This window comes from Pseudomonas glycinis (assembly GCF_054871425.1).
In genome coordinates this window covers 457164-473620 of the sequence record NZ_JBTYHF010000002.1, presented here as the reverse complement: position 1 = coordinate 473620, position 16457 = coordinate 457164, and the positions used below count along the sequence as shown (strand labels likewise).

At 60.5% G+C, this 16457-nt stretch carries 16 protein-coding genes; 4 read left to right on the top strand and 12 right to left on the bottom strand.

What is annotated here, in order from left to right; genetic code table 11:
* The first annotated feature begins 16 nt into the window (after positions 1 to 16).
* Positions 17 to 1375 (top strand): NHL repeat-containing protein, encoded by a 1359-nt coding sequence (locus ACYSTU_RS06265; protein WP_498996841.1) that lies wholly within the window; start codon positions 17 to 19, stop codon positions 1373 to 1375.
* A 62-nt stretch (positions 1376 to 1437) separates the two neighbouring features.
* Here ACYSTU_RS06265 and ACYSTU_RS06260 read toward each other — a convergent pair whose 3' ends face one another.
* The 6 genes from ACYSTU_RS06260 to exbB form a co-directional block, all read right to left on the bottom strand.
* Positions 1438 to 2838 (bottom strand): aminoacyl-tRNA deacylase and HDOD domain-containing protein, encoded by a 1401-nt coding sequence (locus ACYSTU_RS06260; RefSeq protein WP_041476626.1) that lies wholly within the window; start codon positions 2836 to 2838, stop codon positions 1438 to 1440.
* Positions 2839 to 2917: 79 nt separating this feature from the next.
* Positions 2918 to 4993 carry an ATP-dependent DNA helicase RecG gene (gene recG, locus ACYSTU_RS06255; RefSeq protein ID WP_024014806.1) on the bottom strand — a complete coding sequence of 692 codons (2076 nt, stop codon included), beginning with the start codon at positions 4991 to 4993 and terminating at the stop codon, positions 2918 to 2920.
* Between the two features lie 9 nt (positions 4994 to 5002).
* Positions 5003 to 5932 (bottom strand): hydrogen peroxide-inducible genes activator, encoded by a 930-nt coding sequence (locus ACYSTU_RS06250; RefSeq protein WP_024014805.1) that lies wholly within the window; start codon positions 5930 to 5932, stop codon positions 5003 to 5005.
* Positions 5933 to 6195: 263 nt separating this feature from the next.
* Positions 6196 to 6942: a TonB family protein gene (locus ACYSTU_RS06245; RefSeq protein WP_498996836.1), complete on the bottom strand. Its 747-nt coding sequence runs from the start codon at positions 6940 to 6942 to the stop codon at positions 6196 to 6198.
* Complete coding sequence (gene exbD, locus ACYSTU_RS06240) at positions 6939 to 7367, bottom strand: TonB system transport protein ExbD (protein ID WP_016772535.1); 429 nt, start codon at positions 7365 to 7367, stop codon at positions 6939 to 6941. The genes ACYSTU_RS06245 and exbD overlap by 4 nt, the downstream gene beginning before the upstream one ends.
* Positions 7368 to 7373: 6 nt before the next feature.
* Entirely contained in the window at positions 7374 to 8327 is a 954-nt protein-coding gene (gene exbB, locus ACYSTU_RS06235) for a tonB-system energizer ExbB (protein WP_136493187.1), read from the bottom strand.
* Positions 8328 to 8515: 188 nt separating this feature from the next.
* On the opposite strand from exbB, the gene ACYSTU_RS06230 reads away from it, so the two are divergent.
* Complete coding sequence (locus tag ACYSTU_RS06230; protein WP_498996832.1) at positions 8516 to 9373, top strand: SDR family oxidoreductase; 858 nt, start codon at positions 8516 to 8518, stop codon at positions 9371 to 9373.
* A 140-nt stretch (positions 9374 to 9513) separates the two neighbouring features.
* On the opposite strand, the gene ACYSTU_RS06225 is transcribed toward ACYSTU_RS06230, so the two are convergent.
* From ACYSTU_RS06225 to ACYSTU_RS06200, 6 genes are all read right to left on the bottom strand, one after another.
* The gene (locus ACYSTU_RS06225) at positions 9514 to 10254 is read right to left on the bottom strand and encodes a hypothetical protein (RefSeq protein ID WP_024014801.1); all 741 of its coding nucleotides are present in this window, start codon (positions 10252 to 10254) and stop codon (positions 9514 to 9516) included.
* A gap of 65 nt (positions 10255 to 10319) precedes the next feature.
* Positions 10320 to 10700: a RidA family protein gene (locus tag ACYSTU_RS06220; RefSeq protein ID WP_014340863.1), complete on the bottom strand. Its 381-nt coding sequence runs from the start codon at positions 10698 to 10700 to the stop codon at positions 10320 to 10322.
* Between the two features lie 24 nt (positions 10701 to 10724).
* Positions 10725 to 12830, bottom strand: a complete 2106-nt coding sequence (spoT, locus tag ACYSTU_RS06215; protein ID WP_007920338.1) for a bifunctional GTP diphosphokinase/guanosine-3',5'-bis pyrophosphate 3'-pyrophosphohydrolase — start codon at positions 12828 to 12830, stop codon at positions 10725 to 10727.
* 57 nt (positions 12831 to 12887) lie between these two features.
* Complete coding sequence (gene rpoZ, locus ACYSTU_RS06210) at positions 12888 to 13151, bottom strand: DNA-directed RNA polymerase subunit omega (RefSeq protein WP_008030604.1); 264 nt, start codon at positions 13149 to 13151, stop codon at positions 12888 to 12890.
* 168 nt (positions 13152 to 13319) lie between these two features.
* A complete protein-coding gene (gene gmk, locus ACYSTU_RS06205) occupies positions 13320 to 13940 on the bottom strand; it encodes a guanylate kinase (protein WP_039757364.1) in 621 nt (206 codons plus the stop codon).
* 12 nt (positions 13941 to 13952) lie between these two features.
* On the bottom strand, positions 13953 to 14816 hold the full coding sequence (locus tag ACYSTU_RS06200; protein ID WP_016770639.1) for a YicC/YloC family endoribonuclease: 864 nt from the start codon (positions 14814 to 14816) through the stop codon (positions 13953 to 13955).
* Positions 14817 to 15084: 268 nt separating this feature from the next.
* Here ACYSTU_RS06200 and rph point away from each other — a divergent pair, with 268 nt between their 5' ends.
* Together rph and ACYSTU_RS06190 are read left to right on the top strand one after the other, a co-directional pair.
* Positions 15085 to 15807 carry a ribonuclease PH gene (gene rph / locus ACYSTU_RS06195; protein WP_024014799.1) on the top strand — a complete coding sequence of 241 codons (723 nt, stop codon included), beginning with the start codon at positions 15085 to 15087 and terminating at the stop codon, positions 15805 to 15807.
* A gap of 24 nt (positions 15808 to 15831) precedes the next feature.
* Positions 15832 to 16200, top strand: a complete 369-nt coding sequence (locus ACYSTU_RS06190; protein WP_016772541.1) for a DUF4870 domain-containing protein — start codon at positions 15832 to 15834, stop codon at positions 16198 to 16200.
* Positions 16201 to 16457 lie beyond the last annotated feature (257 nt).

The window sequence follows — 16457 nt, the reverse complement described above, 5'->3', positions numbered from 1 at the left end:
TTGGAGAGTTATCAACATGACCATACAAGCAGGTGAGCTTGATTCAACATTTGCCGCTGACGGCATACTCAATTGGGAATTTCCCGAGTTTATCAGCATTGCTCCGCACGTTGTTCTTCCGTTGCCTGACGGCCGACTGTTCGTCGTGGCGAATGAATTAGGTATTTTCCCCGGCTTCGTAGTCGCACGGCTCACGGACCATGGCGAGCTTGATGTTGGCACCGGGTTTGGCGAGAACCAGCAAGGATTTGCGCGAATTTCGACAGGGGAGAAATTTTTATCAGGGAAGTTTGGCGCAAACTTGCTGAGTAACGGAGGGGTACTGATTACGGTCGAATACAGTACACGCCCTCCGAATGGTGAGAACGGTTTTGTGCTTATCCAGCTCCTGCCAGACGGGCGACTCAACGATAAATTCGGTGAAGGCGGTGTCGCCAAATTTCCGTACGGTTCAGGGCCCGTACCACTTGATGGAGCGCTAACGGCAGCTCGTGCACGCCAAAATATACCTGGGCATGAAAAGTCTGCAATCCAGAGCGGCGCCAGCTCTGGTGCGTCCGGTATCGAGTTGCCAGGGGGCAAAGTGGCTCTGGTTTATTTCGGTTTTGATCATGCTTCACAGCAAACTAAAGGCTTGGTCATGCGACTCAATCCTGACGGCAGTTTCGACAACACTTTCAACAAAATCGGTTCGGCCACTGTTGAATTGGCTGAGCTGGGTGCGACAGGTGATAACGCCGCCCGCGGAGTGGCCGCTCATGTAGACGGTGGCTTGGTGGTGTATGGCGACTTTGATGATGAAGGCACCTTCGGGACTTATGCTGTGCGCTTCACTGAACATGGAACGCGGGACAATGAGTTCGGCGAGTTCATCGTGAAGTCTGATCGGCTGCCGGTGTTTCGCGATATTGCTGTAAGAAAAAAGGACGGAATAATTGCTCTGGTTGGAGGCCAGGATGGCCAAGGGGTTTTTGATGGTGAGGGCGTGATTGTCGTGCTCAGTGCGGATGGCTCACCTCACCCTCTTTTCAATAATGGTCAGCCTCTATTTACAAAAATTGTGCCTGAAATCGGCCAAAACTGGACGAGTTGTACGTTTGATAACCCAGATGAAAGCAAGCTGATTGTCGCCGGCACCAGCGGCGGGGCGTTCGTAACTGACGAGATGCATGCCGTCTGTGCACGTTACAAGCTTACTGGCGAGCCTGACACGCAGTTCAGCGGTGGCTATGTAACAGTTAATACGTCAGAGAGGCTGGAGTCGACTCTGAATGTGCAAGTTACCGGGCAAAATAAAATTGTTATGTGCGGTGAATATTGGCGAGACCGGCTGAGTCTGCCTAAGAGCGGATGGATCGCACGCTTCATTGCTTGATAAATGACGAAGCTGCAATTGCCCGCGCTCAGGAAAAAGAATGATCCGTGAGCGCGGGTTTTTTATGCCTGGCTGAATTGCGAAGCCAGTTCACGCAGCAGCACTTCAGCCTCAAGCACTTTACTGACGACATCGTTGGCTTTGTCACGGCTCAAACCAACGCGTTCGAGCAACGCATCCGGAATGTCTTCATCCGGCCCGGAGCCGATCCCGCGGCTGCGCAGCAGGCGCACGGCCAGGCAAACGAGGTTCGGGTATTCGGCGTAGGCGCCGTCGTAGCTTGGGTCGTGCTGGAAGCGCAGGGCGGTGGCCAGCTCATCCGGCATGTCCCAGTAGCGCATCAGCCACGAGCCGATCTGTTCACGGCTGATACCGAGCAGGTGTTGCTCGATGTAGCTGTGGCACAGGTGCGGGTTGACCTCCAGGTGACGGCAGATCAGCGAGAAGTGCGGCGGAAAGACGTGGGCCAGCAACAGGTAACCGAAGTTGTGCAGCAGACCGGCGAGGTAGGTCAGGCCGGCTTCCGGGCGCTGGGCGCGCGGCATGGCGCGGGTCAGGCCTTCGATGACGGCGGCGGTGTAGATTGATTGCTGCCAGTACGGCGTGGTGTGTTGCGGGTGGTCTTTGGGCAGGCTCAGGGTCTTGCCGAGGGCCAGGCCCAGCGCGAGGTTGATCACCAGATCGAAGCCGAGTACGCGGACGATCGCGTCTTCCACTGAACGAATCTTGCCCGGCGAGGCGTAGTAGGGCGACGCCGCCCAGCTCACCACTTGCGCGGCCAGCGCCGGGTCGGTTTCGACTACGCCGGTGATATCGTCGATGGTGGCGTTGGGGTCGACGCGCAGCTTGATGATTTTTTGCGCGGTTTCGGCCAGCGGCGGAATCTCGATGGTCGCTTCCAGACGTTGCTGAATGCGCCGCGCGGTGAACGCCTGCACGGCCTGGGTGATTTCCTCGCGGTCATCGTCCGGGCGGTCGAGGTTCGGGCGAATGCTGCTCAGGGCTTCGCCGAAGTTGGCGGCGCTGGCCTTGGTCAGCATCGATTTGAAGTCTTCGCTGCTGATTTCCAGCAGCAGGCCCGGCTCGCCGGAGTTGATCAGCAGCTTCGGCTCGCGCAGCAGGCTTTCTTCGTAGAGGCACGGCGAACTGGTCAGCGCCGGCAGGCCCGGCAGCAGGCTCAGATTGTGTTTGCCGAGCATCTTTTCCAGGCGCTCGGTGGACACGGCTGTAAGACGGCGACCAGTGAGTTCGGCGAGGCGGTTGAGATCCAGCAACTGGCTCTGTGGAAACAACACCATCAACGCGCCCACGGCATCGTCCAGCAACACGGCCTGCACCTTGCGCGAGGCATTGAGGCCGTGGTGGTCGAGCACTTCTTCGTAGGCAACGCCCAGCTTGTTGAGCAGCAGCCGAATAACAGACGGAGCTTGCGGAGATTCGGGGACGAGAGCAGCTTCGGTCATGGTCTGTATCCGTTTTTGAAACAATGGCAGGAGTATAACCAGCTCTGTAGGAACGATCCTGCACAAACTGCGACGGTGCTCACACTTGGCCGTATTGCTGCCCATGGCGCAGCCAACGGTCAAGCAATGGGCTGACGTGAGTCGGCCAGCGCTCCAGCAAAGCCTGGGCGGCGTCGCGCACGGCGGGCAGCAGGTCGGCGTCGCGCATCAGGTCGGCGACCTTGAATTGCAGCAGGCCGGTCTGACGGGTGCCGAGCATTTCCCCGGGGCCACGCAGTTCGAGGTCTTTTTCGGCGATGACGAAACCGTCGTTGGTCTCGCGCATGATGCCCAAACGCTGACGGCCGATCTGCGACAGCGGCGGGTGGTAGAGCAGCACGCAGTGGCTGGCCGCGCTGCCACGACCAACCCGACCGCGCAACTGGTGCAGTTGCGCGAGGCCGAGGCGCTCGGGGTTTTCAATGATCATCAGGCTGGCGTTGGGCACGTCGACGCCAACTTCGATCACGGTGGTGGCGACCAGCAGTTGCAGATTACCGGCCTTGAACTCGGCCATCACTGCGGCTTTCTCGACCGGCTTCATGCGCCCGTGAATCAGCCCGACTTTCAATTCGCCGAGGGCGGCGGTGAGGTCTTCGAACGTGGTTTCGGCGGCTTGGCAGGTCAGCTCTTCGGATTCTTCAATCAGCGTACACACCCAATAGGCCTGACGTCCTTCGGCGCAAGCGCTGCGTACTCGCTCGATGACTTCGACGCGGCGGGTGTCGGTGACCAGCACGGTGTTGACCGGCGTTCGCCCGGGCGGCAATTCATCGAGGATCGAGGTGTCGAGGTCGGCGTAGGCACTCATCGCCAGTGTGCGTGGAATCGGCGTGGCGGTCATGATCAGTTGGTGCGGGCACATGCGCCCGCCGACGCCTTTCTGCCGCAACGCCAGACGCTGCTGCACGCCGAAGCGGTGCTGTTCGTCGATGATCACCAGCGCAAGGTTCTTGAACTGCACTTCGTCCTGAAACAGCGCGTGGGTGCCGACCACCATTGGCGTGCCGCTGGCAATCTGTTCCAGCGCGGCGACGCGATTCTTGCCCTTGAGCTTGCCGGCCAGCCACGCGACTTCAATGCCCAGCGGTTCGAGCCAGCGCTTGAAGGTGATGAAGTGCTGTTCGGCGAGGATCTCGGTCGGTGCCATCAGCGCGACCTGATAACCGGCCTCCAGCGCCTGCAACGCGGCGAGGGCGGCAACCACGGTTTTACCCGCGCCGACGTCACCCTGAATCAGGCGCAACATCGGTTCGTGCTGGCTGAGGTCGTAGGCAATTTCATTGCCGACGCGCTGCTGAGCACCGGTTGGGCTGAAGCCGAGGTTCTTCAGGTATTTCGGCGGCAGCCTGGTGGCTTTCGGCATCGCTGGCGCGCGCAGCGAGCGCATGCTTTCGCGCAGACGCTGCTGCGACAGTTGATGGGTGAGCAGTTCTTCGAAAGCCAGGCGATGCTGCGCCCAGTGATGGCCGAGGGCGAGCTCATCGACATCGGCGTCGGCGGGCGGATTGTGCAAGTAGCGGATCGCATCGGCCAGCGGCGCCAGTTGATAGTCGCGGGCCAGTTCGGTCGGCAGCCAGTCCGGCAGGGTGCTCGGCTTGAGCAGTGTCAGGGTCTGCATGCACAGCTGGCGCAGGCGCTGCTGGGTCAGGCCTTCGGTGAGTGGATAGACCGGGGTCAGGGTTTCATCGACTGGCGGCGGTTCGTCGCCGGTGATCGCGCGGTATTCCGGGTGGTAGATTTCCAGGCCTGAGGCGCCGGGCCGGGCTTCGCCGTAACAGCGCACCCGCGTGCCGCGCTTGAGCCCTTCTTTCTGCGCGTTGCTGAAATGGTAGAAGCGCAGGCTGAGCCCGCCGGTGCCGTCCTGCAAGCGCACGACCAGGCTGCGCCGGCGACCCATGACCACGTCGGCGCCGCTGACGGTGCCTTCGACCACGGCGTCCTGTCCCGGCCGCAGCGCACCGATCGGCACCACGCGGGTGCGATCCTGATAACGCAGCGGCAAGTGGAAGAGCACGTCCTGCAGATTCTCCAGGCCGACCTTGGCCAGTTTCTCGGCCATGGCCTCGCCGACACCCTTGAGTGCCGTCACCGACACTTGCGACAGCTCCGTCATGACGCTCGCTTAACCGGCCGTAACCGGCGCGGCAGGCTTGGCCACCGAACACAGGCGAATGGAGTCGGCGAGGATCTCGATGGCTTTCGGCCGTGGGAAGCTCGCGCGCCAGGCGATCGCCACGGTGCGGAACGGCACCGGCGCGGTCAGTGGGCGCACTTCGATCACGCCGGGGGCGTAGTGATGGCTGTCCACTGCCGACAGTGGCAGGATCGAGATGCCCAGGCCGGACGCGACCATGTGGCGAATGGTTTCCAGCGAGCTGGATTCGACCGTGGTGTGCTTGGCGCCGTCGTTGCCCTTGGTCAGGGTCGGGCAGGCTTCGAGCACCTGATCGCGGAAGCAGTGGCCTTCACCGAGCAGCAGCAGACTCTTGTCGTTGAGCAGGCCGGCGTCGATGGACTCTTTCTTGGTCCACGGATGCTGCGCCGGCATGAGCACGTAGAACGGCTCGTCGTAAAGCGGCAGGGTCAGCACGTCGGCTTCGTTGAACGGCAGGGCGATGATGATCGCGTCGAGCTCGCCGTTGCGCAGTTTGTCGCGCAGCACGTGGGTGAAGTTTTCTTCGATGTACAACGGCATCTGCGGGGCGACCCGGTGCAGTTGTGGGATCAGGTGCGGGAACAGGTACGGGCCGACGGTGTAGATGGCGCCGACTTTCAGCGGCGCGGTCAGCTGATTCTTGCCGGCCTGGGCCAGTTCGCGAATGCCTTGGGCCTGTTCCAGGACCTTCTGCGCCTGGGCGACGATGCCTTCGCCGACCGGGGTCAGGCGCACGGCGCTTTTGCTGCGCTCGAAAATCAGCACACCGAGTTCGTCTTCAAGTTTCTTCACGCCCACCGACAGCGTCGGCTGACTGACGTGGCAACGCTCGGCGGCATGGCCGAAATGCTGCTCTTGGGCGAGGGTAACGATGTAGCGTAATTCTGTGAGGGTCATAGCAAGCGTCCATGAAGATGCGCGCCAAGCATACCGGCTGCAATCGATAGACGCACGTTATCAGACTGCGGGCTGAGTGCGACACCGGTCGAGGACGGTTTGCCGCTGGCAGATACGCAAAAGGCACCTTTCGGTGCCTCTCCCTGTTTACGCTGAACCCTGTGGGAGCGAGCCTGCTCGCGAAAGCGGTGGGTCAGGCAAAAATGTGCTGACTGACACGACCTCTTCGCGAGCAGGCTCGCTCCCACAGATTGCGATATTGCTTAACGGCGACGCTCCAGCGAATAAACAAACGGCGCAACAATTTCGATCGAGCCGTTGTTGAGCATGTCGGCCGGCGGCTTTGGCAGCGGTTGCGCGCGGCGGATCATGTCCAGGGTGGCCCGGTCCAGATCAGCGTTGCCAGAGCGGCCCACCAGTTCGAACGACAGCACATTACCTTCGCCATCAACCACGAAGCGCAGACGATTCAAGCCTTCCTTGCCCCGCGACTGCGCACTCTGCGGGTACTTCTTGTACTTCTGCAGATGCGCCAGCAGGGCGCCTTGCCAACTGGCCTTGGCCGCCACTTGAGCTGGCGATGGGCCCGGTGCCGGCTGGGCGGATTTCTCCGTTGGCGCCTGGGTCGGTTGAGTATCGGCCGGTTTTTCCTCGGAAGGTTTTTCCTTCGGCGGCTCGGGCAGCTTTTTCTCGACCGGCTTCGGCGGTTTTGGCTTGGGCTTCGGCTTGGGTTTGGGTACCGCGATTTCCGCTTTCGGTACTTCAGCCAGTTTCGGAATCGGCAATTCTTCCACCGGAGCCGGTGGCTGCGGCGGTGTGACGACTTTCGGCGGAGCCGGCGGTGGCGGGGCAGGCAACGGGGCCAGCTCGACCATCATTGCCTGCGGCGGCAATTCGATGGGCGGGCGGGCAGTCCAGTTCAGCGCCAGCGCGATGGCCAGCGCATGCACACCCAGCACCACGGCCAGGCTACCGCTGTAACGCGTCAGCTTATGGCGCGTCGTGATCATTTCTTGGCTGCCGTCTCGAGACCGACCAGACCAACCTTCAGGTAACCGGCGGCGCGCAGGCTGTCCATCACGCTCATCAGGTCACCGTAATCCACGCCTTTGTCGGCCTGGAAGAAGATGGTGGTGTCTTTCTTGCCTTGCGTCTTGGCGTCGAGGGTGGCACCGAGGGTTTCGGCTTTCACTTCGTCGTCACCGAGGAACAGGCGCTGGTCAGCTTTGACACTGAGGAACACCGGTTTCTCCGGCCGCGGCGCCGGTTTGGCGGTCGAGGCGGGCAGGTCGACTTTGATGTCCACAGTGGCCAACGGCGCGGCCACCATGAAGATGATCAACAGCACCAGCATCACGTCGATGAACGGCGTGACGTTGATTTCGTGGTTCTCGGCCAGATCGTCGTCTGCGCCTTCTTTCAAATGCAGGCCCATGGCCGATTACCCCACTTTAACCATGTGCGGCTGCGAGCTGCGCTCAGGCTGGTGGTCGAGATCGCGGCTGACCAGCAGCAGGACTTCTGCCGAGGCATCGGAGACCTGCGCCTTGTAACCGGCGATGGAGCGGGCGAAGACGTTGTAGATCACTACCGCAGGAATCGCCGCAACCAGACCCAGTGCAGTGGCCAGCAGGGCTTCAGCGATACCCGGTGCGACAACGGCGAGGTTGGTGGTCTGGGTTTTGGCGATGCCGATGAACGAGTTCATGATGCCCCACACGGTACCGAAGAGACCTACGAACGGTGCGGTCGAACCGATGGTGGCGAGGACGCCGGTGCCGCTGCTCATGTTGCGACCGCAGGCCGCTACGAGGCGCTCAAGGCGGAAGCTGACGCGTTCCTTGATACCCTCTTTCTCACGGCTGTTGACCGACAGGCGCATCTCTTCGAGCGCGTCGTGCACCAGCAGGTTGGCGAGAGTGCCTTCTTTACCAGCGGTGGCGCTGGCTTCCTTGAGTGTGGTGGCTTTTTTCAGTGCGGCGATTTCGCCACGCAGACGACGCTTGGCGCCCATCAGCTCGAAGCCTTTGGCGATCCAGATAGTCCAGGTGATGATCGATGCGATGGCCAGACCGATCATCACTATTTTCACGATGATGTCGGCGTTCTGATACATGCCCCACGGCGACAGGTCGTGGGCCATGCCCAAGGTGTTGTCGGCTTCGAGGGCTTCAGGTGCGTCGGCCGCGTCGACAGCCTGCACCGGATCGGTGGCGGCCGGTGCAGCCGGAGGGGCAGCGGTTGCGCTCTGCTCGGTGGCGGCTGGGGTGGCGGGCGCTTGAGCGTCGGCGAAGGCGGCGGTCGGTGCCAGCATCAGGCTGAGCAACAGAGCCGCGACAGCGCTCCAGGCGCGAGGTCGAGTGGTTGGCGAAGCGGGAGTTTGATTACGTGTCATGCTGGCCGGACCTGAGATAGAAAAACGTTGTTGCTCTTCCAGGCCTCGTGAGGCCGAGAACAAAAGTGGCATGCATTATTGCAAGTAATTCTTGTTAACAAAAGTAATAGAGTAACTTTTTTTCCTTCATTGCTAGCCGTTCGTCCTGTGCCAGAGCTAGTCTGTGCCTTTCTGATGGGAGTTTTCTGATGTCCGCGCCTTCTGTTTTGATTGCCGGTTGTGGTGATGTCGGCAGTCGTCTGGCCACGCAACTGCTGGCGGCTGGCTGGCAAGTCCATGGCCTGCGCCGCGACGTTTCCAAGCTGCCGGAGGGTGTCATCGGCGTCGCCGGCGATCTGTTCAACGAAGAATGCCCGGCGACCTGGCCGGTAGGTGCTGTCGATTATCTGGTGTATTGCGCTGCGGCCACCGATCACGACGAAGAGGGCTATCGCAAGGCCTACGTGCAAGGCTTGCAGAACGTGCTGAGCTGGCTGAACGACTATGGGCAAGTGCCCGAGCGACTGATCTTCGTGTCCAGCAGCAGCGTGTACGGCCAGCAGGACGGAGAATGGGTGGATGAGACCTCCGAGACGGTCGCGGCCGGATATTCAGGTCGCTTGATGCTCGAAGCCGAGCAGGTCGCGCTCAATAGCGGCATCCCGGCTAGCGTGCTGCGCCTGACCGGCATTTACGGTCCGGGGCGCGAGTGGCTGCTGACCCAGGTGCGTCGCGGCTATCGCGTGGCAGTCGAGCCGCCGCTGTATGGCAATCGTATTCATGCCGATGATGCAGCGGGGCTGCTGGCGTTCTTGCTGGAAAAAGACCGCGAGGGCGTCAAGCTGGACCAGCTCTATATCGGTGTGGATGACGCGCCAGCGCCGTTGGCCGAAGTGGTGGGCTGGTTGCGCGAGTACCTGGGTGTGACTGAATGGGCCGAAGACGCCAGCGTGCGGCGCACTGGCAGCAAACGTTGCAGTAATGCGCGGGCGAAAGCGTTGGGGTGGGTGCCGAAATATCCCAGCTACCGCGAAGGCTATGCAGCGATCCTTGAAGGTAAGTGCTGAATTTCCAGCAACACAAAAACCACTGTGGGAGCGAGCCTGCTCGCGAATGCGGTATGTCAGTCATTATCAGTTTGACTGACCCACCGCGTTCGCGAGCAGGCTCGCCCCCACATTTGATCTTCTGAGATTTCGGAGGCAGGTTACTGCTTTTCCAGCAACCACTTGCGCTCACCCGCGGCGAACTGCGGTTGCTCATCCGCTAGCGCAGCGTTGACTGCTTGCAAAATCTCAAGCTCCTTGCCCTTGCGCACAAAGATCCAGTTGTTGCCCTGGCCATTGAGTTGCAGCCACATGCTGTCGTTGCCATTGCTCATCGATGCGCAATCGCCCGCCAGGCACAAGGCATAACGATCAACGCCCGGCAGGCCGGTCACCTGGCCGTCTGCCTGGAACTGCACAGTGCCGCCTTCACCCTGGCCGCTGGCGATGGTCCAGTTGCCGCCCAAATACGCTGAATACAGAGCGCGTTCGAAGCTTGCACCGATTGGCGCGCCTTCCGGCACCGGGATCTGTGCGCGATCGAAAACTTGTTCGGGTTCGTTGTCACTGGCAGCTTGCTGCAAACGTCCACCGTCGCGTTTCAGTTCGCTGGCGGAGCTGCCATAGAAGTCGACTTTCCAGGCGCCGGACTCTTCGCCCAGCAGCCGTCCTTCGACGTTCTCAAAACCGTTGGTGTAGCGGGCCTGACCGGCCTTGGTGTTGACGTCCCATTCCAGATTCGGGCCGTAAGCCTGCAGCGCTTCACGCAGGGGGCCGCCCTTGGCGGCGGCATCGATTGCCACCTGATTGATCCAGGTGCCGCTGATGTCACGGTCGGCAGGGTCGCTGGCGCAGCCGCCGAGAAACAGGGCGAGCAGCGAGAGAGCTAGCGCTTTGCGCATGGTGGAATCCTTTCAAAACCTTTTCTTGCGGCAGTCGGCGCGGCGTGGAGGCCGCGCCGTGCGCATCACTCGATGACCAGAATGGCATCCATTTCAACCTGCGCACCCTTCGGCAGGGCGGCCACGCCAATGGCGGCGCGGGCAGGGTATGGCTGGTCGAAGTACTTGCCCATGATCTCGTTGACCTTGGCGAAGTGGCTCAGGTCGGTGAGGAAGATGTTCAGTTTGACGATGTCCTTGAACGAACCGCCGGCGGCTTCGGCCACGGCTTTGAGGTTCTCGAAGACCTGGACGGTCTGGGCTTCGAAGCCTTCGACCAGTTCCATGGTTTTCGGGTCCAGAGGAATCTGGCCCGACATGTAAACGGTGTTGCCTGCCTTGATCGCCTGGGAGTAAGTGCCGATGGCGGCCGGGGCCTTGTCGCTGGTGATGACGGTTTTGGTCATGTAGGACTCCTTGTAATAGGCAGGTTATGCACGCATGCGGGTGATGCGGATCACCCCGGTCAAAGCGCGCAGTTTCTTGATCACGCGGGCCAGGTGCACACGGTCGTGAACGCTGACCACCAACTGCACGACGCTGATGCGACCATCGCGTTCGTCCATGCTGATTTTCTCGATGTTGCCGTCGGCCGCGTTGACGCTGCTGGCCAGCAGGGCGATCAGGCCACGCTGATGTTCCAGCTCGACCCGCAGCTCGACGTTGAATTCGCCGGTGACATCCTTGGCCCACGAGAGCTGGATGCATTTTTCCGGGTTGTGCCTGATTTCGCTGATGTTGCGGCAGTTGTCCAGGTGCACGACCATGCCTTTGCCTGCCGACAGGTGCCCGACAATCGGGTCGCCCGGGATCGGCGTGCAGCACTTGGCGTAGCTGAGCACCAGGCCTTCGGTACCGCGAATTGCCAGCGGACCTTCCGGGCTCGGCAGCTGCTCGCCTTCGCCAAGCAGGCGGCGGGCGACCACGTAGGCCATGCGGTTGCCCAGGCCAATGTCTTCGAGCAGGTCTTCGATCAGTTCGAGGCGGTACTCGGTAAGCATTGCCTTGACGCGCTCTGCCGGGATCTTCTCCAGCGAGCTGTCGAAACCGTTGAGCACCTTGTTCAGCAGGCGTTCGCCGAGGCTGATGGACTCGGAGCGGCGTTGTAGCTTCAGCGCATGACGAATGTGCGTGCGTGCCTTGCCGGTAACCACAAAGTTGAGCCACGCCGGGTTCGGCCGTGCGCCGGGGGCGCTGACGATCTCGACCGTGGAGCCGCTTTGCAGCGGTTCGGACAGCGGCGCGAGACGACGGTTGATGCGGCAGGCGATACAGCTGTTGCCGACGTCGGTGTGTACCGCGTAGGCAAAGTCGACTGCCGTGGAGCCTTTCGGCAGCTCCATGATCCGGCCTTTTGGCGTGAATACGTAGACCTCGTCCGGGAACAGGTCGATCTTCACGCTCTCGATGAATTCCAGCGAGTTGCCGGCGCGTTGCTGCATTTCCAGCACGCCTTTGACCCACTGGCGAGCGCGTGCGTGCGTGCCTTTGGGCTGCTCGTCGCCGCTGGATTTGTACAGCCAATGGGCGGCGATGCCGTTGTTGGCCATCTCTTCCATTTCGCGGGTGCGGATCTGGATCTCGATCGGTACACCGTGCATGCCGAACAGCGTGGTATGCAGCGACTGGTAGCCGTTGGCCTTGGGAATCGCGATGTAATCCTTGAAACGCCCTGGCAACGGTTTGTACAAATTATGCACAGCACCCAGCACGCGGTAGCAGGTATCGACCTTGTCGACGATGATCCGGAACGCGTAGACGTCCATGATCTCGTTGAAGGCCCGACGCTTGCCGCGCATTTTCTTGTAGATGCCGTAGAGGTGTTTCTGCCGACCGCTGACTTCGCCCTGGATGCCGTCGATGGCGAGGCAATGGCCAAGGGACTCTTCGATCTTGTTGACGATTTCCTTGCGGTTGCCCCGGGCGCGTTTGACCGCCTGGTAGATCCGCGCGGAACGCATCGGGTGCATGGCCTTGAAGCCGAGGTCTTCGAACTCGATGCGGATCGCGTGCATACCCAGGCGGTTGGCAATGGGCGCGTAGATCTCGAGGGTTTCCTTGGCGATGCGCCGGCGTTTTTCGCCGGACAGCACTTCCAGCGTGCGCATGTTGTGCAGGCGGTCGGCGAGCTTGACCAGGATCACGCGAATGTCGCGCGCCATGGCCATGGCCATTTTCTGGAAGTTTTCCGCCTGGGCTTCGGCCTTGGTCTCGAAATTCATCTGGGTCAGTTTGCTGACCCCGTCGACCAGTTCGGCCACGGTTTCACCAAACTGCGCTTGCAGCGCTTCCTTGGCGATACCGGTGTCTTCGATCACGTCATGCAGCATCGCGGCCATCAGGCTCTGATGGTCCATGTGCATGTCGGCAAGAATATTGGCCACGGCAAGAGGATGCGTGACATACGCCTCGCCGCTGCGACGGCGTTGACCGTCATGGGCTTGTTCGGCGTAGAAATACGCTCGGCGGACCAGGTTGACCTGGTCGTTGCCGAGGTAGGTCGATAAGCGATCGGCGAGGGCGTCTATGCTCGGCATGATGATTCCTGCCGAAAGCTGTGACCCCGCGCCGTGCTACGTCGACCAGGCATAGGCTTAGACGGCCTCGTTCGACTCGTCCTCGAACGCTGCGAACAGCGGTTCATCCTGGACGATTTCCTGCTCGGCGATGAACTCGTAGCTCATCAGGCCTTCAGCAATTTCACGCAGCGCGACAACAGTCGGCTTGTCGTTTTCCCACTGCACCAATGGCTCTTTGCCGCCGGTGGCCAGTTGACGGGCACGCTTGGTAGAGAGCATGACCAGCTCAAAGCGGTTTTCCACGTGTTCTAGGCAGTCTTCAACGGTTACGCGGGCCATGGTATTCCTCGGAGCGAATGCAATATGCGCGCTGCCCGGTTGGGCGAGCGGACTAAGCAGTTTAAAAAATCACCAGCGATTAGGGAAGCGCTGATTTTTTGACCAGACCCTTCAACGCGCTGCAAGCACCAATGTAAAGCGCTTGCAGGCATTTTGGGAAGTGCTGTTTCAGCCGAGCAATTCAGCCAGCAATTTGCCGAAACGCACTTGCTGGCGTTTCTGTTGCAGCTGATTGGCGCGGAAAATCGCTTTCAGATCGTCCAGCGCATGGGCGAAATCGTCGTTGATGATCAGGTAATCGTAATCGACGTAATGGCTCATCTCGCTGACCGCTTCGCGCATGCGGCCGTCGATGATCTCGTCGCTGTCCTGGCCACGGTTGGTCAGGCGCTGGTGCAGGGCTTGCAGCGATGGCGGCAGGATGAAGATCGAGCGCGCTTGCGGCATCAGCTTGCGCACTTGCTCGGCGCCTTGCCAGTCGATTTCCAGAATCAGGTCGTGACCTTCGTCCAGGGTTTGCTGCAGGCGGCTTTGCGAGGTGCCGTAGAAGTTGCCGAAGACTTCGGCGCGTTCAAGGAAGTCGCCGTGCTCGCCCATCTTCACGAACTCTTCGCGGGTCACGAAGTGGTAGTTCACGCCATCCACTTCGCCCGGGCGCATGGCGCGGGTGGTGTGCGAAACGGAAACGCGAATCTCCGGATCGGCGTCGGTCAACGCCTTGACCAGACTGCTCTTGCCCGCGCCCGACGGCGCGGAAATGATGTACAGGGTGCCGGTGTGTTGGGTCATGTCAGGGTAGCCTTACTCAATATTCTGCACTTGTTCGCGCATCTGCTCGATCAACACCTTGAGGTTGACGGCGGCCTGGGTGCTGCGCGGGTCGAAGGCTTTGGAGCCCAGTGTGTTGGCCTCGCGGTTGAGCTCCTGCATCAGGAAGTCCAGACGCCGCCCGGCGGCACCACCGGACTTGAGCACCCGGCGAACTTCGATGATGTGAGTGCTCAGGCGATCCAGTTCTTCGGCCACGTCGCTTTTTTGCGCGAGGATGACCATTTCCTGTTCCAGGCGCTGCGGGTCGAGCTCGGCCTTCATGTCGGCGAAGCGGTCGAGGACCTTCTGGCGCTGGGTGGCGAGCATCTGCGGCACCAGTTCTCGCAGGGTCACCACGTCTTCTTCGATGGACGTCAGGCGGTCGTTGATCAAGCGAGCCAGCTCCGCGCCTTCGCGCTCGCGGCCAGCCTTCAGATCCTTCAAGCCCTGGTTGAACAGCGCCAGCGCTTCGGCGTTCAGCGCTTGCGGGTCGGTCGCATCGGCCACCAGCACGCCGGGCCAGGCCAGCACTTCCAGCGGATTCAGCGCGGCGGGATTCTTGATCAGCCCGGCCACGGTTTCCGCAGCGGCCACCAGTTGCGCGGCGCGCTCGCGGTCCACTTGCAGCGGTTTGCCGGTGCTTTCTTCGGTGAAGCGCAGCGTGCATTCCAGTTTGCCCCGCGACAGGCCCTGACGCAGCGCTTCACGCACGGCGCCTTCGAGATCGCGGAACGATTCGGGCAAGCGCAGGTGCGGTTCCAGATAGCGGCTGTTGACCGAGCGCAGTTCCCAGCTCAGGGTGCCCTGAACGCCGGCTTTCTCGACGCGGGCGAAGGCGGTCATGCTGTGCACCATGGCGGTGACCTCGCAATGCAGATCGGCGCGAAACGCTGTTTCGCAGGCGCGATTTCAATGAATTTAAGCCGACTGGCAGCAAAGGCGCAGGATTGTAGCGCAGTGCGGCGAATGCGCCCAAACACACGGTGTGACAAAGCGCTGCAGCCCGTCGGTTATGCGCGCTTGAGGGGCTTCGGTCGTCGGCCGGCGGTTTTAACCAGTGCCCACTCGCGGTGCAGCGCTCTATAATGCTCGGCAGTTTTCCGTCCTCAGTACAGGTATCCCTATGAAACGTCCAAGTGGTCGCGCTGCCGATCAGCTCCGCTCGATCCGCATCACCCGCAACTACACCAAACACGCCGAGGGATCCGTACTGGTCGAATTCGGTGATACCAAAGTCATTTGCACCGTCAGCGTCGAAAACGGCGTACCGCGCTTCCTCAAAGGCCAGGGTCAGGGCTGGTTGACTGCCGAGTACGGCATGCTGCCACGCGCCACCGGCGAGCGTAACCAGCGTGAAGCCAGTCGTGGCAAGCAGGGCGGTCGTACTCTGGAAATCCAGCGCCTGATCGGCCGCTCTCTGCGCGCAGCGCTGGACATGTCCAAGCTCGGCGACGTGACCCTGTACGTCGATTGCGACGTGATCCAGGCCGATGGCGGTACTCGCACCGCGTCCATCACCGGCGCCATGGTTGCGCTGGTCGATGCCTTGAAAGTGATCAAGAAGCGCGGCGGCCTGAAAGGCGGTGACCCGCTCAAGCAGATGATCGGTGCGGTCTCGGTCGGCATGTACCAGGGCGAGCCGGTGCTGGATCTGGACTATCTTGAAGATTCTGCAGCTGAAACCGACCTGAACGTGGTGATGACCAGCACCGGCGGCTTCATCGAAGTGCAGGGCACCGCTGAAGGCGCGCCGTTCCAGCCTGATGAGCTCAATGCCATGCTGGAACTGGCCAAGCAGGGCATGAACGAAATCTTCGAATTGCAGAAGGCTGCGCTGGCCGACTGAGATTTTGACCACAAGGAGGACGTGATGAGTGACGAGCAAGAGTTGCTGCCCAAACCGAGCCAGGAGGTTCGCCAGTGGGCGATGTTCTGTCACTTGTCCGCCTTGCTGGGGATCTGGATTCCGTTCGGCAATCTGATCGGGCCGCTGATCCTTTGGCAGATGAAGCGCGAGAAGGACCCGTTCATCGATGCACAGGGCAAAGAAGCACTGAATTTTCAGATCACGGTGGCGATAGCCTCAATGATCTGCTTCCTGCTCATGCTGCTGATCATCGGTTTCTTCCTCTTTGGCTTGCTGGCAATCGCGGCACTGGTCCTGACGATCATTGCAGGGGTCAAAGCCAACGAAGGTTTCCCATACAGATATCCGTTCACTTGGCGACTGATCAAGTAACAGTCTGTTGTATCGCTATATGGAAATGCCCCGGCTTATCGGGGTATTTTTATTTGTGCAACTCAATAATTGTTTTTTGTTGTAGGACTAGTCTGTTGTCGATGTGCGGTTTGGCATTTATTTGCTGATATTTCTCTATTACATCTTTGGTCACAACTGATCGACCGCGTGCTTATTCTCGTTCTTGTTATTGGCGCGAGCTGGTTGTTAAAGTTGCCCGATGTAATGTTTCGGTTGAAACATTCCGATATGTTCAA

Excerpts from the sequence above, each read along its gene's own strand:
- ACYSTU_RS06265 (WP_498996841.1), top strand. The coding sequence starts at position 17 with ATGACCATACAAGCAGGTGAGCTTGATTCAACATTTGCCGCTGACGGC.
- ACYSTU_RS06200 (WP_016770639.1), bottom strand. The coding sequence starts at position 14,816 with ATGGTGCACAGCATGACCGCCTTCGCCCGCGTCGAGAAAGCCGGCGTT.
- ACYSTU_RS06245 (WP_498996836.1), bottom strand. The coding sequence starts at position 6,942 with ATGATCACGACGCGCCATAAGCTGACGCGTTACAGCGGTAGCCTGGCC.
- exbD (WP_016772535.1), bottom strand. The coding sequence starts at position 7,367 with ATGGGCCTGCATTTGAAAGAAGGCGCAGACGACGATCTGGCCGAGAAC.
- rph (WP_024014799.1), top strand. The coding sequence starts at position 15,085 with ATGAAACGTCCAAGTGGTCGCGCTGCCGATCAGCTCCGCTCGATCCGC.
- ACYSTU_RS06225 (WP_024014801.1), bottom strand. The coding sequence starts at position 10,254 with ATGCGCAAAGCGCTAGCTCTCTCGCTGCTCGCCCTGTTTCTCGGCGGC.
- ACYSTU_RS06260 (WP_041476626.1), bottom strand. The coding sequence starts at position 2,838 with ATGACCGAAGCTGCTCTCGTCCCCGAATCTCCGCAAGCTCCGTCTGTT.
- ACYSTU_RS06190 (WP_016772541.1), top strand. The coding sequence starts at position 15,832 with ATGAGTGACGAGCAAGAGTTGCTGCCCAAACCGAGCCAGGAGGTTCGC.
- gmk (WP_039757364.1), bottom strand. The coding sequence starts at position 13,940 with ATGACCCAACACACCGGCACCCTGTACATCATTTCCGCGCCGTCGGGC.
- exbB (WP_136493187.1), bottom strand. The coding sequence starts at position 8,327 with ATGACACGTAATCAAACTCCCGCTTCGCCAACCACTCGACCTCGCGCC.
- ACYSTU_RS06230 (WP_498996832.1), top strand. The coding sequence starts at position 8,516 with ATGTCCGCGCCTTCTGTTTTGATTGCCGGTTGTGGTGATGTCGGCAGT.
- ACYSTU_RS06250 (WP_024014805.1), bottom strand. The coding sequence starts at position 5,932 with ATGACCCTCACAGAATTACGCTACATCGTTACCCTCGCCCAAGAGCAG.
- recG (WP_024014806.1), bottom strand. The coding sequence starts at position 4,993 with ATGACGGAGCTGTCGCAAGTGTCGGTGACGGCACTCAAGGGTGTCGGC.
- ACYSTU_RS06220 (WP_014340863.1), bottom strand. The coding sequence starts at position 10,700 with ATGACCAAAACCGTCATCACCAGCGACAAGGCCCCGGCCGCCATCGGC.
- spoT (WP_007920338.1), bottom strand. The coding sequence starts at position 12,830 with ATGCCGAGCATAGACGCCCTCGCCGATCGCTTATCGACCTACCTCGGC.
- rpoZ (WP_008030604.1), bottom strand. The coding sequence starts at position 13,151 with ATGGCCCGCGTAACCGTTGAAGACTGCCTAGAACACGTGGAAAACCGC.